This is a genomic window from Erythrobacter sp. S267 (assembly GCF_057365045.1).
On record NZ_CP200298.1, the window covers coordinates 768,744 to 791,001 of the forward strand.

Below are 22,258 nucleotides of genomic sequence, written 5' to 3' on the forward strand. Positions count from 1 at the left end.
CTTTTTGCGCACTATGATGGGAGAGAGGCTCAATGGTTGATTTCGATGACGGGAAGGATCGCGCGGCGCTCCGGACAATCGGCGAAGTCAGCGAAGCGCTCGGAATCAAGCAACACGTATTGCGCTATTGGGAGCAGCAATTTGCTCTGCTGCGCCCGATGAAACGTTCCGGCGGGCGGCGCTATTACCGCCCCAGCGACATCGAAATGGTCGAAGCGATCAACCGCCTCGTCAATGAAGAGGGCTACACGCTCAAAGGCGCGGAAGCTGTTTTGCGGGCGGGCGGTGCGCCGGACGGGGCCGGTGTCAATCGTCGCAAGGGCGATGACCGGCGGGTCGGTGATCGGCGTTCTCAAGGCGAGCAAACGTCGGACGCTGTCGCAACCTCCATTCCAGCTAAGGCCGACTATTCCGAAGCCATCGCTAAGCTGAAAGGCCTGCGCGATCGGCTTTCTAAGGCGATCGAAGCCTAACCCGATCACAGCCATGGCATTCGGTCTCGGCAAGCTATTGTCACGCTTCAAACGCGCGCCAAAACCGCTCCAGCTCATCCCTTTTTCCGACAATCCGCCGCGCCGTCTGCATGATCTGATCTGCGACGGCGTGATGGCGGAGAACCTGCCCGACTTCGTGACCTTGCTTGAGATTCACGCGAAGCTGCAGGCCAAGCATCCCGACAAGCGCATCCTCGCGACGCTCGATGATCCGGGACAGGCGGTCTATACCTCTTTCCATGCGACCTTCAGCCATCGCCTAGACTCCACAGAGGGCCATGACCTGAGCGGCCTCCCGCCTGAGTGTTTCCAAGATGGTGAACACATTGGCTCTTTCACCACCGAAGAGGAGTTTCCCTTCAAGCTCGCCAATCTGAAGAAGGCAGCGGAGGGGATCCGCTTCGAGGACGCGCGCGGCGTGATGTATTGGCCAAGCGGTGACTATGCGCCGACGCTGGATGGGGCGAACCGCGATCCTGAAGAGGCGCTGCGGATCAACCGGGATCGAGAAAGCCATTTCCAATTCGTTCCCGTCACGCGCGCGGCGGATGCACTGGCGGCTTTGCCTAACGGTTATTTCTACGGCTCGCTAAACCCGATGCAGAGCTATGCGGTCGCGCAGCATCTAGAAGACGTGCACGGCTTTGAGTTGTTTGGAATCGGCGCAAGCTACTTTGGCTTCAAGCGTGATACGCCTGTGTCCGGAGAGGCCGCCACGAGCCTCGCTGCGGATATCGTAAGCCTGTATCAGAACGCACCAAGCGATGGAGTGGAGCGGCTGGCCGCGGCGATTAAGGGCAAGGACTGGCTGCTCGTCGCCTATACGGAGAGCTAGGCTCTACTCCGCCGCCAACAATTCCGCCTGACCCAGATCCACACTGACGAGGCGCGAGACGCCCTTTTCCGCCATGGTCACTCCGAACAGACGGTGCATCCGGCTCATCGTGACGGCGTTGTGGGTGACGATCAGGTAGCGCGTCTTGGTGGTGCGGACCATGGAATCGAGCAAGTCGCAGAAGCGCTCCACATTGGCATCGTCCAGCGGCGCATCGACCTCGTCCAGCACGCAGATCGGCGCTGGGTTGGTGAGGAACAGCGCGAAGATCAGAGCCGTGGCAGTCAGCGCCTGCTCACCGCCTGACAGCAGCGATAGCGATTGCAAACGCTTGCCCGGCGGCTGGGCGTAAATCTCCAGCCCTGCCTCCAAGGGATCGTCTGAATCGACCAGCGCGAGATGCGCCTGACCGCCTTGGAACAGACGGGTGAAGAGGACGCGGAAATGCCCGTCCACTTCCTCAAACGCGGCGCGCAGACGCTCGCGCCCTTCGCGGTTGAGGTTGCCGATGGAGCTGCGCAGCCGCGCCACGGCCTCGGTCAGTTCTTCCTGTTCGGAGGCATTGGCGCCGTGCTCTTCCTCGATCCGCGCAAGTTCTTCGGCAGCGACGAGATTGACCGGCCCGATGCGTTCGCGTGAGGCGACGAGACGATCCATCTCCTCGGACTCTTCCGTAGCGGGTTTGACGTCTTCCTCGGCGAATTCAAAGCGTTCGCACAGTAGCGGGGGAGGGCACTGGAACCGTTCACCCGAAATCCGCGCCATCTCACTGCGGCGCGCTTCTTCGTTCTCGGCCCGTGTCGCCAGCGTCGCCCGTCCTTCGCGCGCCACGGCCAGAGCCTCCTGCGCATCGGCAAGCTGGCGGTCGATCACAGTGCAGGCCGCTTGGCATTCATCCATCGCGGCCTGCGCCGCTTCTAGCTCCTGAGTGAGGCGGGCTCGGACCTGATCGCCCTGCTCGATCTCTTCCATTAGCGCGGCTGGCTTGGCAGCGATGATGGCGTGCTCTTCCTCGATTTCTTCGAGACGACGTCCAGCCTCCGCCACCCGCGCTGCCGCTTCGCCCGAGCGTGCTTTCCAGTTCGACTGATCCGCCTGTTGCGCCGCGAGCCTTTCGCGCGACACCGCAAGTCCTTGGTCATGCGCTGCAAGCTCTGCGAGGGCTGCCTGGACTGAGGATTTTGCCGCTTCGTGCCGGTCACGCGCGGCGTCGAGCTTCGCCCGGCCCGCATCGGGAGCGGGGAGGTCAGCGCGGGCTTTCTCTGCCTCGGCGAGTTCGGATGCCGCCACGGTCTGTTGTTCCGCAAGATCAGCCTCGGACGCGGCGAGTTCTTCAAGCCGCGCGGCAATGCGCTCCTTCGCGCTCTCCGCCGAGTCTAGCGCCCGCAGCGCCTGCCGCTCCGCATCGACCGCGCCCGAAAGCTCACGTTCGCGCGCCACCAGTCCGGTTTGCAGTGCAGAGAGTTCCTCGCGCGCAGTCGTTTCATTGGTCGCCGCCAGTTCTGCCGCCGCGCGCAGGTCCGGGAGTTGTGCTTCGAGGTCGGATAGGCGATTCGCCGCCTCCAGCTGAGCCGCCTGCGCCGAACCTTCTCCGCGCGCGACAAAGCCGTCCCAACGCCGAAGCGCGCCGCCCTTCGTGACGAGCCATTCTCCGGGATTGAGCGCCCGCCCGTCATCCTCGTCCGTGCAATGCACCAAAGCGAGGCGCGCGCGCAGTTCGTCAGGGCAAGCGGTGATATGGTCAAGCAGGCTGTCGGTAACGCGTCCGGGCTCAGACCCGCCGGTCCAGAACCGTCCATCCGAACCGTCCGGCGCTGCACCCAGAGGCGACTTCGCATCGCGGCCCAGCACGGCGGCGATGGCGCGTTCGTAGCCCTTTTCCACGCGCACTTTGTCGAGCGCTGCAGGCAATCCTTCGCGGCCCTTGGCGCGTTTCTCCCGCGCATCGCGGTCGCGGACAAGGGCGTTGTATTCGCGTTCAATCCCTGCGAGTTCGGCGCGCGCTGTGGCGAGGGTTGCGGCTGCGTCATCGCGCGCGGTTTGTAGCTCGGCTTTGCTGGCCCGTTCGGCCTCCAAGGTTTCGCGCAGAGTGGCGACTGCGTTGGCCGCTTGCTCGGCCGCTTTGCGCGCAGCCACGACGGCCGCTTCGGGGTCTTCACCGCCGGAGATGTCGGCGCGCGTCGTCGCGATCCGTTCCGCCTCGCGCGCTAGGCGGTCGATCCGGCCCTGCGCCTGTTCAATCGCGGCTTCGGCGACGCGCCATTCCGCTTCGACGCCTGCATGGTCGGCGGTTGCCTTGGCGAGGTCGAGTTCGGCGGTGCGGCTGGCGCGTTCGGTGTCCTCGGACTTGGCGGCAAGGGCAGGGCGCGCGGCCTCTGCCTCGGTCACGCGGGCCTGTGAGGCGTCAAGCTCCCGCTCCAGCCGTTTCAGAGCTTCCGCCGCGTCATTGGTCAGCCGGTCGGCGGCCACGCGGTCTTCCTCAAGCCGGGTTTTCTGCCGGTCGAGATCAGCAAGGCGCGTCTCCGCCGCTTCCAGCTTCTCCGACAGAGCCGCCATCCGGTGGCCATGCGCGGTCGCATCGTCGCGGCGGTCGGTCAGTTCCTCGCGCGCTTCGGCAAGGGTTGCAGCTGCCTCGGCCTGCTCCTTTTGAGCCGCGTCAGTCGCCTGCTTGGCTGCCGTGACCCGCGCCTCCGCACCCTCGGCTGCCGCGCGCGCTTCTTTCGCGGAATGCGCTGCATCGCGCCAGCGAGCGAAGAGCAGCCGCGCCTCAGCGTGCTCAATCTGCTCGGTCAGCTTGGTGTAACGTTCGGCCTGCTTCGCTTGACGCTTCAAAGAGGCCATTTGCGAGTCCAGACCCGCCATCAGGTCTTCCAGACGCTCGAGGTTCTTCTCGGTCGAGCGCAACTTGCTCTCAGCATCCTTGCGCCGGACATGCAGCCCTGCGATCCCGGCAGCTTCTTCGAGCATCATGCGCCGTTCGGCTGGTTTGGCGGCGATGACTTGCGCGATCTTGCCCTGGCTCACCAGCGCAGGTGAATGCGCCCCCGTCGCCGCATCGGCAAAGGTCAGCGCGACGTCTTTGGCGCGCACGTCGCGGCCATTGACGCGGTACGCGGAGCCTGCGCCGCGTTCGATCCGGCGGGTGACGACTAGCTCTTCGTCGTGTTCGTCAGAGGCGTGGAGGACCACTTCGGCAAAGGCACGGGCCGGACGACTGTCGGTCCCTGCAAAGATCACATCCTCCATCCCGCCTGAACGCATGGATTTGGGCGAGTTTTCACCCATCACCCAGCGGATCGCTTCGAGCAGGTTGGATTTGCCGCAACCATTGGGGCCGACAACCCCGGTCAGGCCCGGTTCAATGCGCAGTTCAGCCGGCTCTACAAAGCTCTTGAATCCAGAGAGTTTGAGGCGGCTGATCTGCATATCGTGGTGGTTGTCCCCGTCTTACTCAGCAGCCGCAGCTTCAGTCGCCGCGCCTGCCGGACGCGCGCCGCGCCGTTGCAGAGCGGGTTCGATATCAGTCCAGCTGATGCCGTCGACCCGGCTGCCGTTGAGGATGAAGGTCGGCGTGCCTTGGATGTCAGCTTCGCGCGATTGGGTCGTCACCCGGTCAACCATCGCCTGCATCGCCTCTCCATCGCCAAGGCATGCGCGGCCCTGATCTGCCGACACTCCGCGCGCGGCGAAGAAGTCGAGCAGGCCGGTGACCTCGGCAATAGCGACAAAGCGTTGGTCAATCGGAAGCTGTCCAGCGGCCTGAAGACCGGCGGGATCGCGCTGCATGCCCTGTTGCACCGCGCCAAGGTTCTGCCAGACCTCATCTGAGAGCGGCTGATACCGTTCATCCGGGCCGCACATGGCGAGCCCAGCGATGACCACGTCGAACGTATTGAGGAACACTTCGTTCTGCTCAAAACTGACATTACCGGTGGCGATGTATTCTTTGAGGCCCGGCTTGCCATTGATCGCGAAGCTCGCGCAGGCGGGGCAGGTGTGCGATGCGTATTCGACCAGTTTCAGCGGTGCTTCGGGATTGCCGACAACATAGCCACCCTCTTCGCTGATCATGACGGTGGTGTTCCAATCAGAGCCTTCCGGTGCAGCGATTGGGGTCAACACTTCTCCAGTGTCCACGTCGTCAGTGTCTCCACCACAGGCAGCGAGCGCCAGCGCGAGCGGCGCAGCGAGGGCGAGGCGAAGGGAAGTAGAGCCAAATTTCATGTCGAACTTGTCCTTAGATTCGAGGCAAAGACTATAGCCGCACGCTTCTAGAGCGGAAGCGCATCTGGGGAAGGGCTTGTGCAAAAATGTGTCGTTTTTGTGAAATCAGCTGGTTTTGAGTGCTTCTCGCGCGGTTCGTAGGCAATCATTGTTCCGGTTCGGGACGAAATTCGCCCGACAGCACCGCATAGAGCGCGTCCCAATCGTGCACCCCTTCGAGGGTTTCTCCGTTGAGTGCGAAGCCGGGCGCGTTTGCAGGCGCGAATTCCTCTTCGTCGGCCCCGGAGTTTTCGATCAGGGCCTGCACGGAGGCTTCATTGCGCAAGCAGCGGTTGATCTCGCTCCTCGACACGCCCCGGTTTGCAAGCATGTCATCAAGGTCGAGCGTCGCGGCGAGGCTGAGCCGAGCGCGCGACGTCTTCTGCTCCCAATAGATGCGTTGTGAGTGCGGTGCGCGCTGCAACGTGGGCAACCAGCGATCCTGACCCATCAGGAACAGTCGGTGGCGGTTGCGAAAGCCATCAATCCCGCCGCAGCCGGCGAGCAGTGCGATGGTGAGGTCGACATTGTTCTGGATAACGGGTCGCACTTCGACGCTCATCAGACCCGGCGCAAGCAGAGCGAGGTCCAGTCCGCCGCCGCCTTCGCGTTCAAACTGCGCGCATTCCTCGCAGGTGTAGCTGGTGAACAGGATCAGCTTCGCCTCGGCATCGGGATTGCCGATCAGATGCCCACGATCAGTTTTCTGGACCTCAATGTGCCAATTGTTGCGCTCCCCCGGCTTGGCAAAGGCGCTCAAGGGATTGGCGAGGCTCTCGCCCTGATTTTGCGCGCTGGCAGGCAGGGCGAGGAGGGCGAGGGCAGAAAGGCTGCCCAAGAGAGCTTTGGTCATTTGCCTTCGTCCCGCTTTTTCTTGGCCTTCTCATCAACCGAACGGGCGAGCGATTCCAGCACCGTGCGCAGTTCAGGATCGCCAATGTCGCGCAAACTGTCGCCCAGCTCCATCGGAATGGGCTTGAGCGATGGCGGCGGTTTGGGTCGTGCTTCTTGCTCGGGCGGTTTGACGTCGCCCTGACGGATTTTGGCGCGGGCAACAGCGTTGTAGCCGAAAAAGCGGTTCACCCGCTCGATGATCTCCGGCAGCACTTGCTGGATCAGCGGCGCGTGAGCGGGCTTTACCACCAATTGCAGGATGCCTTCTGATTTCTCTCCGGGAGGGAATCGGATTGCCTCGGGTGAGCAGATGAGGGCATGCGTGGGCCCGACAATTTCGGGCCAGCGGGTAACGACTGAGCTTTGGACGAAGCCGAAGCGTCGGAACGCTGTTCGGCCGATATTGGGCATCAGATCGCCAATCGCTTTGGCGGAGCCACCGCGGGGGCGCTCATAGGGGCGTGCAGTCTTGCCGCCCGGTTTGCGGACGCGACGACGCGGGGTGCCTTTGGGCTTCCCCGCTGGCGTCCCGGAAGGTGAGCCTTTCGGCGTCCCCGGACTTTTGGTGTCGTCGCTTCCCATCTTGAGTGCAGCCATGCCATAGGCGCCGCGTGACTGCCAGAGCCGATACATCACCTATCTCCGACCTGTTGCTCGATTGGTACGACGCCCATGCACGCGCGCTGCCGTGGCGGGTGCCTCCGGGACGGGCGCGGCCGGATGATCCGGCGTTTCCCTATCGCGTGTGGCTGTCGGAGGTGATGCTCCAGCAGACCACGGTGGCGGCGGTGAAGCCCTATTGGGAGAAATTCACGCAGCGTTGGCCCACCGTCTTTGATCTCGCCGAGGCGCAGGATGACGAGGTAATGGCTGCGTGGGCGGGGCTGGGCTACTATTCGCGCGCCCGTAATCTGGTGAAATGTGCAAAGGTGGTCGCTGAGCAGGGCGGCTTTCCTGAGACTGAGGAGGAGCTGCGCGAGCTGCCAGGCCTTGGAGCATACACCGCCGCCGCGATCGCCAGCATCGCTTTCGGTCAGCGTGCCGTCGTGGTCGATGCTAATGTCGAGCGGGTTGTGGCGCGATTTTTTGCTCTGGATAACCCATTGCCCGGCGTACGTAAGGCGATCCGGGCGAAGGCCGAAGGCATCACGCCGCAGGAGCGCTCAGGCGACTTCGCGCAGGCGATGATGGATCTGGGCTCGCAAATCTGCACTTCCAAAGCTCCGCGATGCCTGCTGTGTCCGCTGACTGAGGAATGCGCAGGCCGTAAGGTGGGAGAGCCGGAACGCCTGCCCGTCAAACCTCCCAAGAAGGCCAAGCCCGAACGGGTCGGCACTGCTTTCTGGATCGAGCGTGAGGGTAAGGGCGGCGCAGAAGTTTGGCTCGTTACGCGGCCCGGCACAGGTATGCTCGGCGGGATGCGCTGCTTGCCTGATGACGGATGGAGCGCTCGTGAGGACGGTTCAGGCAAGGCTCCGCTAGAGGGCGAGCGTGAGAAGCTGGGCGCGGTCCGCCATACCTTCACGCATGCGCATCTGACGCTCAGCTTGGAGCGGATTGCGACGTCGGAAGCACCCTCAGACCAAGGCGAGTGGTGGCCCATCGCCAAGCTTGAGGATGCGGGCCTGCCCACCTTGTTTACCAAGGCCGCGCGGTTGGCGCTGGCGGAGCGCTAGATAATTCCGCCTCCGATGATCAGCCGGACCGAAGCGATCAACAGCACGACAAGGCAGAAATTGCGCCCGCCATTGCTGGAGGAAAGCGCGCCAATGATCACGCCCAGAACGATCAGGGGCAGGGCCACCCAGTTGCCCCAACCCAGAAAGGGGATCTGCGAGGGGATGACGATGACGAGGCTCAGAAGCCCGATAAGATATGCAATAAGACTGAACATGTGTGTTATATAGGTATAGCACTAACACAGTTCAAGTTTCGTCGATCCGCGCACGGGTTTCATCGGACCACCTAATTGACGGTTCATCTCCGCTGCCCCACAAGCGCAAAAAACAAAACCCATCCGGAGACAATCATTGGCCTATCGCAATTTCGCTGACCCCGCTCGCACGCCAGACATTTCGCGCCGAGCGCTGTTTCGTGGCGGAGCCTATGCCGCGGCGGGTGTGGCGCTGGCGGGGCTGCCTTTTGGGCGCCAGTTGTTGGCTCATGGCATTGACTCAGACTGGCCCAATGTCGCGGCTTTGGCTGAGAAATACCTCTCCGAGCGCAAGGTCGCACAGATGTATATCACGCTCGGCTGGGGGCAGCAGGATCACGTGCATCACATCGGTGGCGGTACGCTGGCACTCGACAGCGCCGTCGAGGTGGATGAAAACTCGCTCTATCGCATCTATTCGATGTCCAAGCCGATCACCGGCATGGCGACGATGATGCTGATCGAGGATGGCGCGTTTCAGCTGGACACGCCGCTTTACGACATCATTCCCGCCTTCAAGGATGTGCAGGTGCTGGTCGATCCTGAAGGTCCGCTGGAGGACACTGTCCCGGCAGAACGTCCGATCACGATCCGCCAACTGCTCACCCATACGGCTGGCATTGGCTATGGCATCACCTCAAAAGGTCCGCTGCTCGATGCGTATAACGAGAACGGGATTGTCGGTGGCCGGGTCAGCCGCTTTCCGATCCCGGGCATTCCGCCGGTAACCCCTGCTCCGGGCCTTGAGGTCTGGACTGAGCGGCTTGCAACTCTGCCGCTGATGTATCAGCCGGGTACCAAATTCAGCTACTCCAACTCGATTGATCTGCTCGGACGGGTCATCGAAGTCGCGTCAGGCATGGAGTTCGAAGCGTTCCTGAAGGCCCGCATGTTTGAACCGCTGGGCATGGATAGCACTTGGATGGCAGTGCCGGAGAGCCAAAAGGGCCGCCTGACCGACAATTACGGCATTCTGGGCGGAACTCTGTTGCCGCTTGACCCGGCGGCAAGCTCGATCTTCTTGGATCCGCCCAAAGTGCCCGCCGGCGGTGGTGGGCTTGTCTCCAGCCCCAAAGATTATGACCGATTCTTGCGCATGCTGCTGGGCTACGGCGCGCTGGGCAATGAGCGGGTGATGAGCGAAGAAGCGGTGCGCGTGGGTGTCTCAAACCTCTTCCCCGAAACCGCCGACACGACCGGAACTTGGATGGAAGGGCAGGGCCATGGCGCAGGTGGCCGTTCGGTGAACGGTACATTTGGCTGGGGCGGCGCGGCTGGAACTTTGGGCGCGGTTGACTTCAACATCGGCCTGCGGACGGGGCTCTGGACGCAATATATGCACGCCAATCCGGCAGAGGCCTATCCAGTGCGCGAGGAATTCCTGGCTGCGATGGCGAAGGACTCGACCGCCATGCGTGAGCAGATGGCGTCGTAATGGCGGACAGCGCTAGCGGGCTGTTCGGCAGCCGGGGCAGCAAAGCGCCTCCACCCATCGCCTTTTCCGGCTCTCCGATGGATCGCGCGGACAATATCCGCGTCGACAAAGAGGCACTTGTCGGACTCATGAATTGGCGCGCCAAGGTACTGTTGCTCGATGGATTGCTGCCGCAGATCGACGAGATGGGCGGCCTCGTCTGGGGCACCTTTGCTGACATTGCCGAGGATGTGGAGGTCGTGTTCCTCGGCATGCTTGACGAGAAAGCGTGTTTTGCGCCTGTCCCCAAGGAGGGAGGGGGAGGCCCCGCCGATCCGCGATCCTGGCAGGTGATCCAGCTGCTTCGGCCTGATGATCTGGCGATCTATGGCGGCGCGCGCAGCCTCGTCGACTGGCACGCTCGGCACCAATTCTGCGCGAAATGCGGCAGTCCTACGACAATCACCAAGGGCGGCTGGCAGCGCTCCTGCTCCAATTGCGGCGCGGAGCACTTCCCGCGCACTGACCCGGTGACGATCATGCTGGTCGAGCATGAGGACAAACTGCTCTTGGGCCGCCAACCGCGCTTTCCGCCGAAGATATACTCCGCCCTCGCAGGCTTTGTTGAACCGGGCGAGACCATTGAGGAGGCCGTGGCGCGCGAAGTCTATGAAGAGGCGGGCGTGAGGGTGCGCGATGTGCAATATCTCGCCAGCCAACCTTGGCCGTTCCCCAGCCAGCTGATGATCGGCTGCACCAGCGTGGCGGATGACCCGGAGCTTACCATCGACGAGACCGAGCTCGACGATGCGCGCTGGTTCACCCGAGCCGAGTTGGAAGAGGCGCGCGCGGCTGGCGAGAAGGGATCGGACCTGATCGTCTTCCCACGCCCCTTCGCAATTGCGCATCAACTGGTAACGTGGTGGCTCGACAAATAGGAGCAGCGGATGGCTGATACGCTCACAATCGACATTTACTCCGACGTCATGTGCCCTTGGTGCGTCATCGGATACGGCCAGCTGACCAAGGCTCTTGGTGAGCTGGAGGGAGAGATCGACGCGCAGGTTCGCTGGCGTCCTTTCGAACTCAATCCCGACATGCCGCAAGAGGGCGAGGAGCAGGAAGCGCATCTTGCCCGCAAATATAACCGCCCTCCCGAAGAACGCGCGGCGATGCGTGGCAAGATGAAGGAGATCGCCGATGGGGCCGGGGTCTCTCTCACCTATGAGGGCGACGTTGATCCTGCACCGCCAGCGATGATGTGGAACACACGCGATTGTCACAAGCTGCTCGGCCTCGCGCTGGAGCAGATGGGGCCGGAGGTGCAGACGCAGCTGAAGCTCGCTTTGTTCAAAGCCCACTTCAATCATCGCCGCGACCTGTCCGATGCAGACGTGTTGCTCGACATCGCCGCCAGCGTCGGCATGCACCGTGAGGCAGCGAAAGCGGCGCTGGAGGACGAGGAGCTGACCGCGCGGGTCGAGGCGGAGGAGCGGCAGGCTTGGGACCTCAACATCACCGGCGTGCCAGCGATGATAGTGAACGGGAAGTTCCTGATCCCAGGTGCGCAGGCTCCGCAAGTCTACGTCAACGCCCTGCGGCGCGTGGCTGAGAAGTCGCGAGTGACTGCGACTTGAGCGATTTCGCTCCCCAAACCGCTGTAATCACCGGCGGGGCGAGCGGGATTGGCCTTGCGCTCGCCAAGAGGCTGGCGGGGCAGGGCGTTCAGGTTGTGGTTGGCGATCTTCCCGGACCCGCGCTTGACCGGGCGAAGTCGTTGGACGGCATCACCGCTATCCCTTGCGATGTCTCAGACCTCGAACAGGTTGAAGCTCTCGCCGACACCGCTTTCGAGACGCTGGGCGAAGTGCATCTCCTCTTCAACAATGCGGGCATCGGCGGGCCCAAGGGCAAGCTGTGGGAGATCGACCCGGCAGAAGCCCGCACGCATTTCGACGTCAATTATTGGGGCATCTGGCATGGCTGCCGTGCCTTCGCGCCGCGCTTGGTTGAGCAAGAGGCCCCTAGCGCCATCTACAACACCGGTAGCGAGAACAGCCTGTTCTGCGCGTTCCCCGAAACCGCCGCCTATATCAGCGCCAAGCACGCCGTGCTCGGCCTCACCGAAAGTTTGCGCGAAGACCTGCCACCCCACGTCCATGCGGGAACGATCATCCCGGGCTGGGTGTTTACCCCGCTGGGGCCTGAGCAGTTCATGAAAGCGGGCATGGAGGTCGAAAGCTATATCGACATCATCCTGCCGCAGATCATGGCGCGGCGGCGCTTTGCGGTCAGTCACGGCTACAACCAGGTGCGGTTGGCAGAGCGGATGGATGAGTTGGCGCAGAGCTTTGACACCTATGCTCTGCCCGCCGACAAGGACGCGATTCACGACGTGCGATTGACGATGGAGCAATGGCGCGCAGCGGCTAAGGCTGCAAAGGAACAACAGGGGTAAGAGAGTTCACATGGGCAAATCCGGCAAGAGCTTGATCGTCGTGGTGGTCGTCACCGCAATCGCGCTTTGCTTCTCGTGGTTCGCAGGCGCGGGCAGCGTGCAAGTGGGCGGCGTGAACGCGATGTTTGCGATCGGGCTGCTGGCGCTGGCGATCAATTGGATCGTCTACATCCCCTCTGCCGTGGCGCAGGCGGACACCTATTACGATACGGTCGGCGCACTCACATATCTGTCTTGCACCGCGCTTGCTTGCTACGCGGCTTACACCACGCTGGGAGGGCTGGACCTGCGTGCCATGGTCATCGCTGCGATGGTGGCGATCTGGTGCATCAGGCTGGGCACGTTTCTGTTCAAGCGCATTCACGCGATGGGCGGAGCGGACAGCCGTTTTGAGAAGATCAAGGTGAACCCCGCACGCTTCCTAGTTGCATGGACGCTACAAGGCCTTTGGGTGATCCTGACAGCCTCTGCCGCCTATGCTGCTATCACGGCCAAACAGACCGCTCCCATCGGCGTGTTCTTCTATGTCGGCGCGGCGATCTGGCTGCTCGGCATGGTGTGGGAGAGCGTGGCCGATGCGCAAAAGAGCGCCTTCAAGGCCGACCCTGCCAACAAGGGCAAGTTCATCAATGTCGGCCTGTGGCGCTGGTCGCGGCATCCCAATTACTTTGGCGAGATTACCCTGTGGACCGGCATTCTGGTGATGGCGATCCCGGTGCTCTCAGGCCTGTCATGGCTGGTCGTGATTTCCCCTGTCTTCGTCACCCTGCTGCTCACCAAGGTCAGCGGCGTGAACCTGCAAAACGAGCAAGCCAAAGAACGCTGGGGCGACGATCCGGCCTATCAGGAGTATCGCAAGAACACGCCCGCGCTTGTCCCGCGCCCGCCGAAAGGGTAGGGACTTGGCCTCAGCGTCCGGGATCACGTTGATAAGTTTGAAGTTTGCAAACTCTCGATAAGAGGAAACCGGAAATATGCTTCGCTCCACTACAACTCGTTTGATTGTCGCCACTCCGTTGGTAGCGCTGCTCGCCGCTTGCGGTGGAGAAACGGCCGATACGCCGGAGGCTCCTGCTGGCGATGCGCCGCCTGAGATCGAACAGCGCCAGGACAATTTCGAAGCCATCGGCGACAGCTTCAAAGCTCTGCGTGAGCAGCTCGACACTGATGCGCCTGATTTCCTCATCATCCAGGCCTCTGCCGCCGATATGAACGAACGGCTGCAGCGTGTTCCCGACCTCTTCCCTGAGGGCACGAGCATGGAAGCAGGCTATGACACAGAAGCGCTCGCGGTGATCTGGGAAGACCCAGAGGGCTTTTCCGCCGCCGCTCAGAAGGCGGTCGCCGCCAGTGAAGAGATGATCGCCGCTGCTGAATTGGGCGATGCTGAAGCGGTGCGCGCTCAGGTCGGCAATTTGGGCGGACAAGGCTGCAAGGGCTGCCACGACAAGTTCCGCAAGCCCGACGATTGATGCGCGACTGAACGCGTCGTAACCCATGGCTGAAAAGACAGAACCCAGACGGATATGGGACTTGCCCGTGCGGCTGACGCACTGGTCGTTTGCGTGTCTTGTCCCGGCCATGTGGTTCACCGCCGACAATTCAGAGTGGGGCTGGCACATTCGGCTGGGCCATGTGCTGCTCGCTCTGCTGATTTTTCGCGTGATCTGGGGCGTGATCGGGACCGACACCGCGCGCTTTGCCAGCTTCGTGAAGGGGCCGGGCGCGGTGATCGGATACATCCGAGGGCGCTATGATGAGCGTGGGAACAAGGGCCACAGCCCGCTTGCCGCGCTGGCGGTGCTCGCGCTGCTTGGCTTGATGTTCGCGCAAGTCGGAATGGGGTTGTTCGCAGGCGATCCTTATGACGGAGCGACCGGTCCGCTGAACCCTCTGGTCGGGGTCGGGACAGCGGACACGCTCACCGACACGCATGAGTGGTTCTGGTGGGTGCTGGTCGGGATGATCGGCCTCCACATCACTGCCATCGGCCTCTACGGCGCGGTGCGGATGGAGAACCTGATTGGCGCGATGATCGGCGGCAAGGGTGAGAAGAAGCCCGAAGTCGCGGACAATTCCGAAACCCCCGTGGTGAAAGCGCTTGCGGCCTTTGCGTTTTCTGCTGGTATCGCATTCTGGATATATCTCGGCGCGCCGCCTTTCACCTGAACGTTCGTTCAGCTTACATCTAACTGCGCGCGCTAGCTTCCCTTACGTCAACTCGAACCATGGTGGGGTAAAGAATGATCAGTGTCGCAAGCGCAGCCGCAATTTCCCTTTTTGCCAACGCAGCTGGAGCAAGCACGGCTTGCGAGCCCGATGCCTATGCCGACGCCTACACGCCCGACGTGTGCGCCGACTGGATCGAAGCTCCCGCTTACTCCGCCACCATGTTTGCAAGCCTGAACCCGCAGCCCGCCGCGCAATCGGTGATGATTACGCGAGTGGACGGCGAGTGGGTGATGTTTGTCGCAGGCTATAGCTGGGAACCGGGCACGCCGGTTGTTGCCACGCGGCGCAACGAAGTCCGCATCAGCGACGAAGAGGCAGACGCCATCGCCAGCATGATGGAGGCCGCCACGCTAGAGCGCCTCGCAGCGCAACCTTACTATGGTTCCGACGACGCAATCTGCGTGGACGGAGCGCGCTACCAACTGACTATGGCGGACGATGGGCAACGGCACATGGCCGCTTCGCACTCCTGCGCAGGCAAGGGTGAGATCAACGATATCTCCAACGCCTTCCGCGAATTGGCGTTGAAGTATGACCCTGAGTTTGAAGGGATGCTGAGCGGACTATCCGGCCCAGCCAATGGCGGCTAGACCAGCCCCAGCCTCTCCAGCTTGGCGGCAAGCTTCCCCGGCAGCGCGTCGCCAATATCCTCGCCCTCAGCCAGGTCGCGGGGTGGTTCGCCTTTGAGGTAACGCCAACCCTGATGCGCGCGTTTGGGGCGGGGGTGGACGCGGATAAGCTCCGGTTTCAGGTCAATCCGCCAGCGCCCGGTATCGGTCTGGGTGAAGCCTTCGATTTCAGAACGAGCCACAATCGAGTGCTGATGGATCCAGTAGAGCGATCCGCCGATGCACTCCTCCCACTTGGTCGGGCGGTACTTGGTCGTCAGAAACGGGCGACGCCGACCGGCATACCAGCTGACAATATCGTCATAGGACTTCGCGCCGAAAGCGATTTTGGTGAGGTGGAGAGGCATGACGTCAATGTAGCGCTCCTGCGCAGTACCTCAACCCAGTGGAGCCAATCCAGCCACAACTGCGAGGCCCAAAAACGCGAAGAAGCCCATCGAGTCCGTAATCATCGTCACGAACACCGATGACGCCACCGCGGGGTCTTGCCCCATCCGCTCGAACGCGACTGGAACCAGCACGCCGGCGAGGCCAGAGACCGCGATGTTGATCATCATCGCAAGCGCAATCACCACGCCCATCTCCCAACCAAACAGCACGCCTGCAGCGATACCGATCAAGACCGCAACGGTCGCTCCGTTCAGCAGTGCCACGCGCAATTCTCGCCCTACGATCCGCCATGTGTTCGCCCGCGTCAGCTGATTGGTGGCGATGGCTCGGACCGCGACCGCCATCGTCTGCGTACCCGCATTCCCGCCAATGCTCGCGACAATCGGCATCAGCACGGCGAGGGCGACCAGCTCTTCAATCGCTGCTCCAAAGAACGCGATGATCGCAGAGGCGACCACGGCTGTGCCAAGGTTCGCAACCAGCCAACGCACGCGGCTTGAGTAAGCCTCTCGAATAGGCTCGTTAATGTCGCCATCGCCCGCGCCGGAGAGCAGCAGCGCATCCTCGCCCGCTTCTTCGGAGATGATGTGGACCACGTCATCGGCGGTCATCTGCCCCACCAGACGCCCACTCTCATCCACCACCGCGGCGGAGATCAGCGCGTATTTCTGGAACATCAGCGCGACTTCCTCCTGATCGGTCGAGGCCGGGATCAGGGTCTGGTCGCGCTTCATCACGTCGGTCAACTTTACCGAGCGCGGGCTGGTGAGTATCCAGTTGAGCGCACAAGTTCCCACCGGATGGAACGCGGTATCGACGATGAAAACCTCGTAAAAATCGTGGGTTAGATCGCCTTCCTCGCGCAAGTAATCGATCAGATCGCCCACCGTCAGATGCTCTGGCACCGCCATCACCGTCCGGTTCATCAGGCGACCGGCGGTCTCCTCGGGATAGGCGAGGGCGCTCTCCACCGCGGCCTGGGTCTCCGGCTCCAGCTCAGCGATGATCGCCTTCTGGTCATCTTCGTCGAGATCCTCGAGCAGCTGCACCGCATCGTCGGTTTCGAGCTCTTCGGCAATCGTCGCGACATCGGCGGCGGACAGCGCCTCCATCATCACTTCGCGGACGTGATCGTTAAGCTCGGCGACGACTTCGCTGCTCATCAGATCGCTGATCGCTGCGACGAAATCCGCGCGGTCGTCCTTGTCAAACAGCTCAATCAGGTCGGCGATATCAGCGGGGTGGAGCGGCTCGACTAGGTCATAGACCTGCCCCTTGTCGCCGCCCTCGAACGCATCGGTGACGGCATTGACATATTCGGGCTTGAGGCGGTTTTCCTCGTCATGCCGCTCATCATCCATGCGGTCATCGGGACGGCCCTCTTCTTCGAGCAGAGCATCGTCAGCGAGGAGCGCAGGATCGACCATGGCTCAAGGGTTTAGGGGCGCACCAATGAAAAGCAAGGCACTTACCGTGCGGGTGGATTGGTGCCCACCGGACGGGTGACACGGCGCTTCAAACCCGTTAGGCGCATGCGCAACTTATCTAGGAGATTCACGAATGGCCGACAAACTTACCCTTACGCTCGACAGCGGCGATGTAGTGATCAAGCTGCGCCCGGACCTTGCTCCCGGCCATGTCGAGCGCATCACAGAGCTTGCCAGCGAAGGCTTTTACGACGGCGTTGTCTTCCACCGCGTGATCGACGGCTTCATGGCGCAAGGCGGCGACCCGACCGGCACCGGCATGGGCGGCAGCGACAAGCCCGACCTGAAAGCCGAATTCAATGACGAGCCGCATGTCGAAGGCGTGTGCTCCATGGCCCGCTCGCAAATGCCCGACAGCGCCAATTCGCAATTCTTCATCTGCATCGACGACGCACGCTTCCTCGACAAGCAATACACCGTCTGGGGCGTGGTCGAGAGCGGCATGGAACACGTCCACGCCCTGCCCAAGGGTGAGCCACCTGCGCAGCCAGGCAAGATCGTGAAGGCGACTGTGGGGTAATCCAACGGTGCATACTCAAGCTGACATCGCTGGATGGATAGTTCCTGTCTGGACAAAGCGTCTCGGCGGCGGTCGAGAAATGCTTGTCGCTTATGCGACTGGCAATCCAGATCAGAGTGCAGCCCTGGAGCTAATCCGCTCAAAGACGACTCAAGATGAGCGGTTAGGCGAGCCATCGCCGCTCTCGCCTCTGACGGTCGCAGATCTCTCTCTGACCGAGGACTCGGCTAGGATGCTCTAACCCTCCCGCCCAACAATCCCCTCCAGCACCCTCCGCACATCGACATGCATTGGCAGCTTCGTGTTCGTGTGATGCCATGCGCCCGGCACGTTCACGTCAACCGCGATGTCGGGGCGGGAGTTGAAGGCGCCGAAGCTGTCCATGTCTCCCATCACGTCCACCACGCGGGCCACTTCGGTGGGCATGGCGATGCGCGCGCCGAAGGTGACGATGGGGACGGCCTTCGCCACTTCCTCGAACCTCTCCCGGTTGGCGGTGCGCAGGCCGTAGAGCGCCTCGGAGATAACCAGAGTGCCCTTCGAATGGCCAACCAACCAGTCGCACTCAACCTTGCCTGAGAGCAGCGTGATGAGGGCCTTCACATCCTCGCTGTAATGCGAAAGCGAGAAGCCTTGTCCGGGGTCCATTGTCGGGATGCTCGCCCACGGCACAAAGGGGTTCATCACCGCCATCGACTTAAACCACCGCTCAAACCCGTTGACCGAGTGGCGCATCGCATTGAGCCCGCCGAACAGGAAATACCCGCCCATGGCCTCGCTCGCGATATCGGCCATCCCCTGGCCCGAGACCACAGCGAGCACTGGCCCCCGCAGAGCATCCGCAGCGTTGCGCGCCAAGGCCGCCGCTCCCAAAGCCGAACTGCCAACGCCCGCCACTGTGATCGCCGCATAATGCGGGGCGAGGGAGGAGCACTCCTCCACACTGTCCCACATTCTGAGGTTTGGCTTCCACGAAGGCCCAACTTCCAGAATGCGCCCCTCGACCTTGCCCGCCGCCCGCAGCTCCTCCTGCTCGGCAGCGCTGAGCGCATCGACATCGTAGAACATCCGATCAAGCGCGGTGTTCTCAGTCGCAGAGGCAAAGGGGAAGAGGGTGAGGGCCATGGCTGGCAAACAGACCTAATGGGTGGTTCTTCAAAAGGCGAGCCGCGCGAAGCTTCTACTTCACAACCCGCGCCACCTCCGCGAAGCTGAAAAACAAGAAGATATAGCCCGCTATCGATATAGCCAGCATACCGCCCGCCGCCGTCAGATAATGCATCTTGCGAAGGATGCCGACGACAATGAGCGCGACGACAAGCGTTGCCAGCGTTGCGGCAAGCAGCATGAGTCCGGTCTCTGGATCATCCGTGACTGCCAAGAACGGAATGGCCAAAAAGCCCACAATTATGATCATCGCAATGACGCCGAGGGCAGCCAAACTGCCATCTTCCTTGGGCACAAGGACGAGCAAAGCCCAGACCGCAGCGGTCGCAGCCCAGCAACCCAGCACATAGGGGTTAGGGAAGCTCAGGCGCGAAAACCAGTCGCCTGCACTCGGTTCGTCGTAAGGCATAAGGTTGACTATCCCCGCTTTCTACCCGGCATTTAGAGAGCACGGCTAAAAACCGGGTTAAAGATGTTCAGACCGCGGTCCGCTTTCCTCGAGTGATTGAACCCACCGCGCAATAGCGCTAGAGCGCGCCGCATCATGAAACCGACCACTCCCCCCAAAACCTACCGCGTCAAAAGCTTTGGCTGCCAGATGAACGTCTATGATGGCGAGCGTATGGGCGAGCTGCTGGCCGAGAAGGGCATCACGCCTGCGCCAGAGGGCGAGGAGGCGGATCTGGTCGTGCTCAACACTTGCCATATTCGCGAGAAGGCGGCGGAGAAGGTCTATTCCGACATAGGCCGGTTGAAGCGCGAGGACGGCTCCAAACCCATGATCGCGGTTGCTGGCTGCGTCGCTCAGGCAGAGGGCGAAGAGATCATGGCGCGCGCGCCTGCGGTCTCCATGGTCGTCGGCCCGCAAGCCTATCACCGCCTGCCCGACATGCTGGACAAAGCGGTGAAAGGTGAGCGGGCGACCGACACCGACATGCCCGCAATTGCGAAGTTCGACAGCCTGCCCAAGCGCAAACGCCGCTCTCCAACCGCGTTTCTGACCGTGCAGGAAGGCTGCGACAAGTTCTGCACCTATTGCGTTGTTCCTTACACACGCGGTGCGGAAATCTCTCGCCCCTACAGTGACTTGATCGATGAAGCTCGCAAACTGATTGAGGCCGGAGCGCGCGAGATCACTCTGCTTGGTCAGAACGTCAATGCGTGGTCCGGCGAGGATGATGCGGGGCGCGCTATCGGTTTGGCTGGCCTGATCCGCGCGCTCGACCGCTTGGATGGCTTGGAGCGCATTCGTTACACGACCAGCCACCCCAACGATATGGAAGATGACCTGATTGCGGCGCACGGAGAGGTTGGAAAGCTGATGCCCTATCTTCACCTTCCGGTGCAGTCGGGCAATGACCGCGTGCTCAAAGCGATGAACCGCGCGCATACGGCGGAGAGCTATCTGAAGCTGCTCGAACGCTTCCGCGAGGCGCGGCCCGATATCGCTCTGTCCGGAGACTTTATTGTCGGCTTTCCGGGCGAGACCGAGGCCGAGTTTGAAGACACGCTGAGCTTGGTGGACGAGGTCCGCTATTCTCAGGCGTTCAGCTTCAAATACTCCCCGCGCCCCGGCACGCCCGCGGCGACGATGGAAAATCAGCTGCCGCGCGAAGTCATGGACGACCGCCTCCAACGACTCCAAGCCCGCCTCAACCGCGACCAACGCGCGTTCAACGATGCGCTGGAGGGCAAGAGCTGCTCGGTCCTGGTGGAGCGCAAAGGCAAGCATACGGGCCAATGGCTCGGCAAGTCGCCGTGGCTGACGAGTGTTTGGTTCGAGGGCGAGAGCGAAATCGGCGATATGGTCGAGGTGAAGTTGGCCGAGGCTGGACCAAACTCGATCCGGGGTGAAATCCTCTTCTAGCCAAGCGTTTAGCGGGCGATGTCGCTGGCGTTACGATGTGTCGGCCAAGTGACTATCCACCGCTGCGAGGGCCTAACCCGCTTGCCAAGCGGCGATCTGCGCTTACCTTTCCGACTCGAGCACACGCCCGAACGAAAAGGAACTTATGGGCCGCAAACCGACAGCTAAAGCAGCAGGCGCTATCGATCCGGCCGTTGTACCGGAAGCGATCAACACCAATGAAGTGAGCCGCGCGCAGGCGGAGCTTGCTTTTGAGAACCAGAGCCTGCTCGGCGCACTCTTCGGACAGTTTGATGCCAATCTGGTGCAGGTCGAAAACCGGCTCGGCGTCTATATCCATGCCCGCGGTGACAAGGTGCTGATTGAGGGGCCCGAGGATGCGGTTGCCCGCGCTCGCGAGACGCTCACCACCATGTATGACCGGCTCGCCCAAGGGCAGGACTTGGATGCGGGCGCGATTGAGTCGCTGATTGCCATGTCGAATGAGCCGACGCTCGAAGGGATCATCAGCGGCGACAAGAAAGAGCCGCCGATCATGATCCGCACGCGGCGCAAGACGATTGTGCCGCGCTCGGCCACTCAGATCACCTATATGCGCAGCCTTGTGCGCGACGACATCATCTTCGCTCTGGGACCGGCGGGGACCGGCAAGACCTATCTCGCGGTGGCCCAAGCGGTGTCTCAGCTGATGACGGGCAGTGTGCAGCGCCTGATCCTCTCGCGCCCGGCGGTGGAGGCGGGAGAGAAGCTGGGCTTCCTGCCCGGCGATATGAAGGATAAGGTCGATCCTTACTTACGTCCACTCTACGACGCGCTCTACGATTGCATGCCGCCCGAGCAGGTCGAGCGGCGGATCGAAAGCGGCGAGATTGAAATTGCTCCCATCGCCTTCATGCGCGGACGTACTCTTGCCGATGCCTTTGTGATCTTGGACGAGGCGCAAAACACCACGCGTGAGCAGATGAAGATGTTCCTCACCCGCTTTGGCCAAAACAGCCGCATGGTGATCTGCGGAGACCCGCGGCAGGTCGATATTCCCGGCGGCGACCGGATGAGCGGCTTGGCCGATGCGGTCGACAAGCTGGAGGGCGTCGACGGCTTCGGCACCATCCGCTTCACCGCCGCCGACGTCGTGCGCCACCCCATCGTCGGGCGTATCGTCGAGGCGTATGAGGGGCCGGTCGCGTAGTTGGAGCTGGAAATAGACATCGAAGATTGGCCTGCGGGTGAGTGGGAGGCTCTGGCTGCGCGCGCCTCCGAAGCCGCCAGCGCAGCCGCGCCGGAACTTGCCAATTCGCGCCTGTCGGTCAGCTTGCTGTTTACCTCCGATGCCGAGGTCCACACGCTCAACCGTGAGTGGCGCGAGCGGGACAAGCCGACCAATGTGCTCAGCTTTCCGATGTTGGAACGGGAGGAGTTGTTAGCTCTCGATACCGAAGGCCCTCCCGAAATGTTGGGCGATATCGCGCTCGCTTACGAAACCTGCGCTCGCGAAGCGAAGGAGAAGGGCGTGCCATTAGGCCATCACGCAGCCCACCTCATCATCCACGGATTGCTCCATCTCGCGGGCTACGATCACGTTCACTCTGACAAAGAGGCCGAAGCTATGGAGGCTTTGGAGATAACGGCTCTTGCAAAAATGGGCATTCCAGACCCATATGGTGATCGTGACTAG

Annotated in this window: 24 protein-coding genes; 15 read left to right on the top strand and 9 right to left on the bottom strand. The window is 62.0% G+C overall.

The window, feature by feature from the left end:
* Positions 1-32 precede the first annotated feature (32 nt).
* A complete protein-coding gene (locus AC0V6X_RS03405) occupies positions 33-473 on the top strand; it encodes a MerR family transcriptional regulator (RefSeq protein WP_486183191.1) in 441 nt (146 codons plus the stop codon).
* Positions 474-486: 13 nt separating this feature from the next.
* Positions 487-1,329 carry a DUF4253 domain-containing protein gene (locus tag AC0V6X_RS03410; protein WP_486183192.1) on the top strand — a complete coding sequence of 281 codons (843 nt, stop codon included), beginning with the start codon at positions 487-489 and terminating at the stop codon, positions 1,327-1,329.
* Positions 1,330-1,332: 3 nt separating this feature from the next.
* Here the strand turns inward: AC0V6X_RS03410 and smc are convergent, their stop codons facing one another.
* The 4 genes from smc to AC0V6X_RS03430 all read right to left on the bottom strand — a co-directional run bounded on the left by smc (position 1,333) and on the right by AC0V6X_RS03430 (position 7,068).
* Complete coding sequence (gene smc, locus AC0V6X_RS03415) at positions 1,333-4,755, bottom strand: chromosome segregation protein SMC (protein ID WP_486183193.1); 3,423 nt, start codon at positions 4,753-4,755, stop codon at positions 1,333-1,335.
* A 21-nt stretch (positions 4,756-4,776) separates the two neighbouring features.
* Positions 4,777-5,553, bottom strand: coding sequence for a thioredoxin domain-containing protein (locus tag AC0V6X_RS03420; RefSeq protein ID WP_486183194.1), 777 nt, complete (start codon positions 5,551-5,553; stop codon positions 4,777-4,779).
* A 145-nt stretch (positions 5,554-5,698) separates the two neighbouring features.
* A complete protein-coding gene (locus tag AC0V6X_RS03425; RefSeq protein ID WP_486183195.1) occupies positions 5,699-6,445 on the bottom strand; it encodes a thioredoxin domain-containing protein in 747 nt (248 codons plus the stop codon).
* Positions 6,442-7,068, bottom strand: a complete 627-nt coding sequence (locus tag AC0V6X_RS03430; RefSeq protein WP_486185504.1) for a DUF721 domain-containing protein — start codon at positions 7,066-7,068, stop codon at positions 6,442-6,444. The genes AC0V6X_RS03425 and AC0V6X_RS03430 overlap by 4 nt, the downstream gene beginning before the upstream one ends.
* 29 nt (positions 7,069-7,097) lie before the next feature.
* On the opposite strand from AC0V6X_RS03430, the gene AC0V6X_RS03435 reads away from it, so the two are divergent.
* Positions 7,098-8,162 (top strand): A/G-specific adenine glycosylase, encoded by a 1,065-nt coding sequence (locus AC0V6X_RS03435; protein ID WP_486183196.1) that lies wholly within the window; start codon positions 7,098-7,100, stop codon positions 8,160-8,162.
* Here AC0V6X_RS03435 and AC0V6X_RS03440 read toward each other — a convergent pair.
* On the bottom strand, positions 8,159-8,380 hold the full coding sequence (locus AC0V6X_RS03440; protein WP_486183197.1) for a hypothetical protein: 222 nt from the start codon (positions 8,378-8,380) through the stop codon (positions 8,159-8,161). The genes AC0V6X_RS03435 and AC0V6X_RS03440 overlap by 4 nt on opposite strands.
* 136 nt (positions 8,381-8,516) lie before the next feature.
* On the opposite strand from AC0V6X_RS03440, the gene AC0V6X_RS03445 reads away from it, so the two are divergent.
* The 8 genes from AC0V6X_RS03445 to AC0V6X_RS03480 all read left to right on the top strand — a co-directional run bounded on the left by AC0V6X_RS03445 (position 8,517) and on the right by AC0V6X_RS03480 (position 15,113).
* Positions 8,517-9,854 (top strand): serine hydrolase domain-containing protein, encoded by a 1,338-nt coding sequence (locus AC0V6X_RS03445; protein WP_486183198.1) that lies wholly within the window; start codon positions 8,517-8,519, stop codon positions 9,852-9,854.
* Positions 9,854-10,771, top strand: a complete 918-nt coding sequence (nudC, locus tag AC0V6X_RS03450) for an NAD(+) diphosphatase (RefSeq protein ID WP_486183199.1) — start codon at positions 9,854-9,856, stop codon at positions 10,769-10,771. The genes AC0V6X_RS03445 and nudC overlap by 1 nt, the downstream gene beginning before the upstream one ends.
* A 9-nt stretch (positions 10,772-10,780) precedes the next feature.
* A complete protein-coding gene (locus AC0V6X_RS03455) occupies positions 10,781-11,470 on the top strand; it encodes a DsbA family oxidoreductase (protein WP_486183200.1) in 690 nt (229 codons plus the stop codon).
* Positions 11,467-12,291 (top strand): SDR family NAD(P)-dependent oxidoreductase, encoded by an 825-nt coding sequence (locus tag AC0V6X_RS03460; RefSeq protein WP_486183201.1) that lies wholly within the window; start codon positions 11,467-11,469, stop codon positions 12,289-12,291. The genes AC0V6X_RS03455 and AC0V6X_RS03460 overlap by 4 nt, the downstream gene beginning before the upstream one ends.
* 10 nt (positions 12,292-12,301) lie before the next feature.
* A complete protein-coding gene (locus AC0V6X_RS03465; protein WP_486183202.1) occupies positions 12,302-13,189 on the top strand; it encodes a DUF1295 domain-containing protein in 888 nt (295 codons plus the stop codon).
* A gap of 76 nt (positions 13,190-13,265) precedes the next feature.
* Positions 13,266-13,763, top strand: a complete 498-nt coding sequence (locus AC0V6X_RS03470; RefSeq protein WP_486183203.1) for a c-type cytochrome — start codon at positions 13,266-13,268, stop codon at positions 13,761-13,763.
* A gap of 25 nt (positions 13,764-13,788) precedes the next feature.
* Positions 13,789-14,460: a cytochrome b/b6 domain-containing protein gene (locus tag AC0V6X_RS03475; RefSeq protein WP_486183204.1), complete on the top strand. Its 672-nt coding sequence runs from the start codon at positions 13,789-13,791 to the stop codon at positions 14,458-14,460.
* Between the two features lie 74 nt (positions 14,461-14,534).
* A complete protein-coding gene (locus AC0V6X_RS03480) occupies positions 14,535-15,113 on the top strand; it encodes a hypothetical protein (protein WP_486183205.1) in 579 nt (192 codons plus the stop codon).
* Here AC0V6X_RS03480 and AC0V6X_RS03485 read toward each other — a convergent pair.
* Together AC0V6X_RS03485 and mgtE are read right to left on the bottom strand one after the other, a co-directional pair.
* Positions 15,110-15,499, bottom strand: coding sequence for a DUF1489 family protein (locus tag AC0V6X_RS03485; protein ID WP_486183206.1), 390 nt, complete (start codon positions 15,497-15,499; stop codon positions 15,110-15,112). The genes AC0V6X_RS03480 and AC0V6X_RS03485 overlap by 4 nt on opposite strands.
* 30 nt (positions 15,500-15,529) lie before the next feature.
* Complete coding sequence (mgtE, locus tag AC0V6X_RS03490) at positions 15,530-16,969, bottom strand: magnesium transporter (RefSeq protein WP_486183207.1); 1,440 nt, start codon at positions 16,967-16,969, stop codon at positions 15,530-15,532.
* A gap of 133 nt (positions 16,970-17,102) precedes the next feature.
* Here mgtE and AC0V6X_RS03495 point away from each other — a divergent pair, with 133 nt between their 5' ends.
* Positions 17,103-17,549: a peptidylprolyl isomerase gene (locus AC0V6X_RS03495; protein WP_486183208.1), complete on the top strand. Its 447-nt coding sequence runs from the start codon at positions 17,103-17,105 to the stop codon at positions 17,547-17,549.
* A gap of 237 nt (positions 17,550-17,786) precedes the next feature.
* Here AC0V6X_RS03495 and AC0V6X_RS03500 read toward each other — a convergent pair whose 3' ends face one another.
* Together AC0V6X_RS03500 and AC0V6X_RS03505 are read right to left on the bottom strand one after the other, a co-directional pair.
* Positions 17,787-18,674, bottom strand: coding sequence for a hypothetical protein (locus AC0V6X_RS03500; protein WP_486183209.1), 888 nt, complete (start codon positions 18,672-18,674; stop codon positions 17,787-17,789).
* 55 nt (positions 18,675-18,729) lie between these two features.
* Positions 18,730-19,125 (bottom strand): hypothetical protein, encoded by a 396-nt coding sequence (locus AC0V6X_RS03505; protein ID WP_486183210.1) that lies wholly within the window; start codon positions 19,123-19,125, stop codon positions 18,730-18,732.
* A 135-nt stretch (positions 19,126-19,260) separates the two neighbouring features.
* Between AC0V6X_RS03505 and miaB the strand changes: the two genes are divergently transcribed.
* The 3 genes from miaB to ybeY all read left to right on the top strand — a co-directional run bounded on the left by miaB (position 19,261) and on the right by ybeY (position 22,258).
* Positions 19,261-20,583, top strand: coding sequence for a tRNA (N6-isopentenyl adenosine(37)-C2)-methylthiotransferase MiaB (miaB, locus tag AC0V6X_RS03510; protein WP_486183211.1), 1,323 nt, complete (start codon positions 19,261-19,263; stop codon positions 20,581-20,583).
* Positions 20,584-20,728: 145 nt separating this feature from the next.
* Positions 20,729-21,772 carry a PhoH family protein gene (locus tag AC0V6X_RS03515; RefSeq protein ID WP_486183212.1) on the top strand — a complete coding sequence of 348 codons (1,044 nt, stop codon included), beginning with the start codon at positions 20,729-20,731 and terminating at the stop codon, positions 21,770-21,772.
* Positions 21,773-22,258, top strand: coding sequence for an rRNA maturation RNase YbeY (gene ybeY / locus AC0V6X_RS03520; protein ID WP_486183213.1), 486 nt, complete (start codon positions 21,773-21,775; stop codon positions 22,256-22,258). It begins immediately after the preceding gene.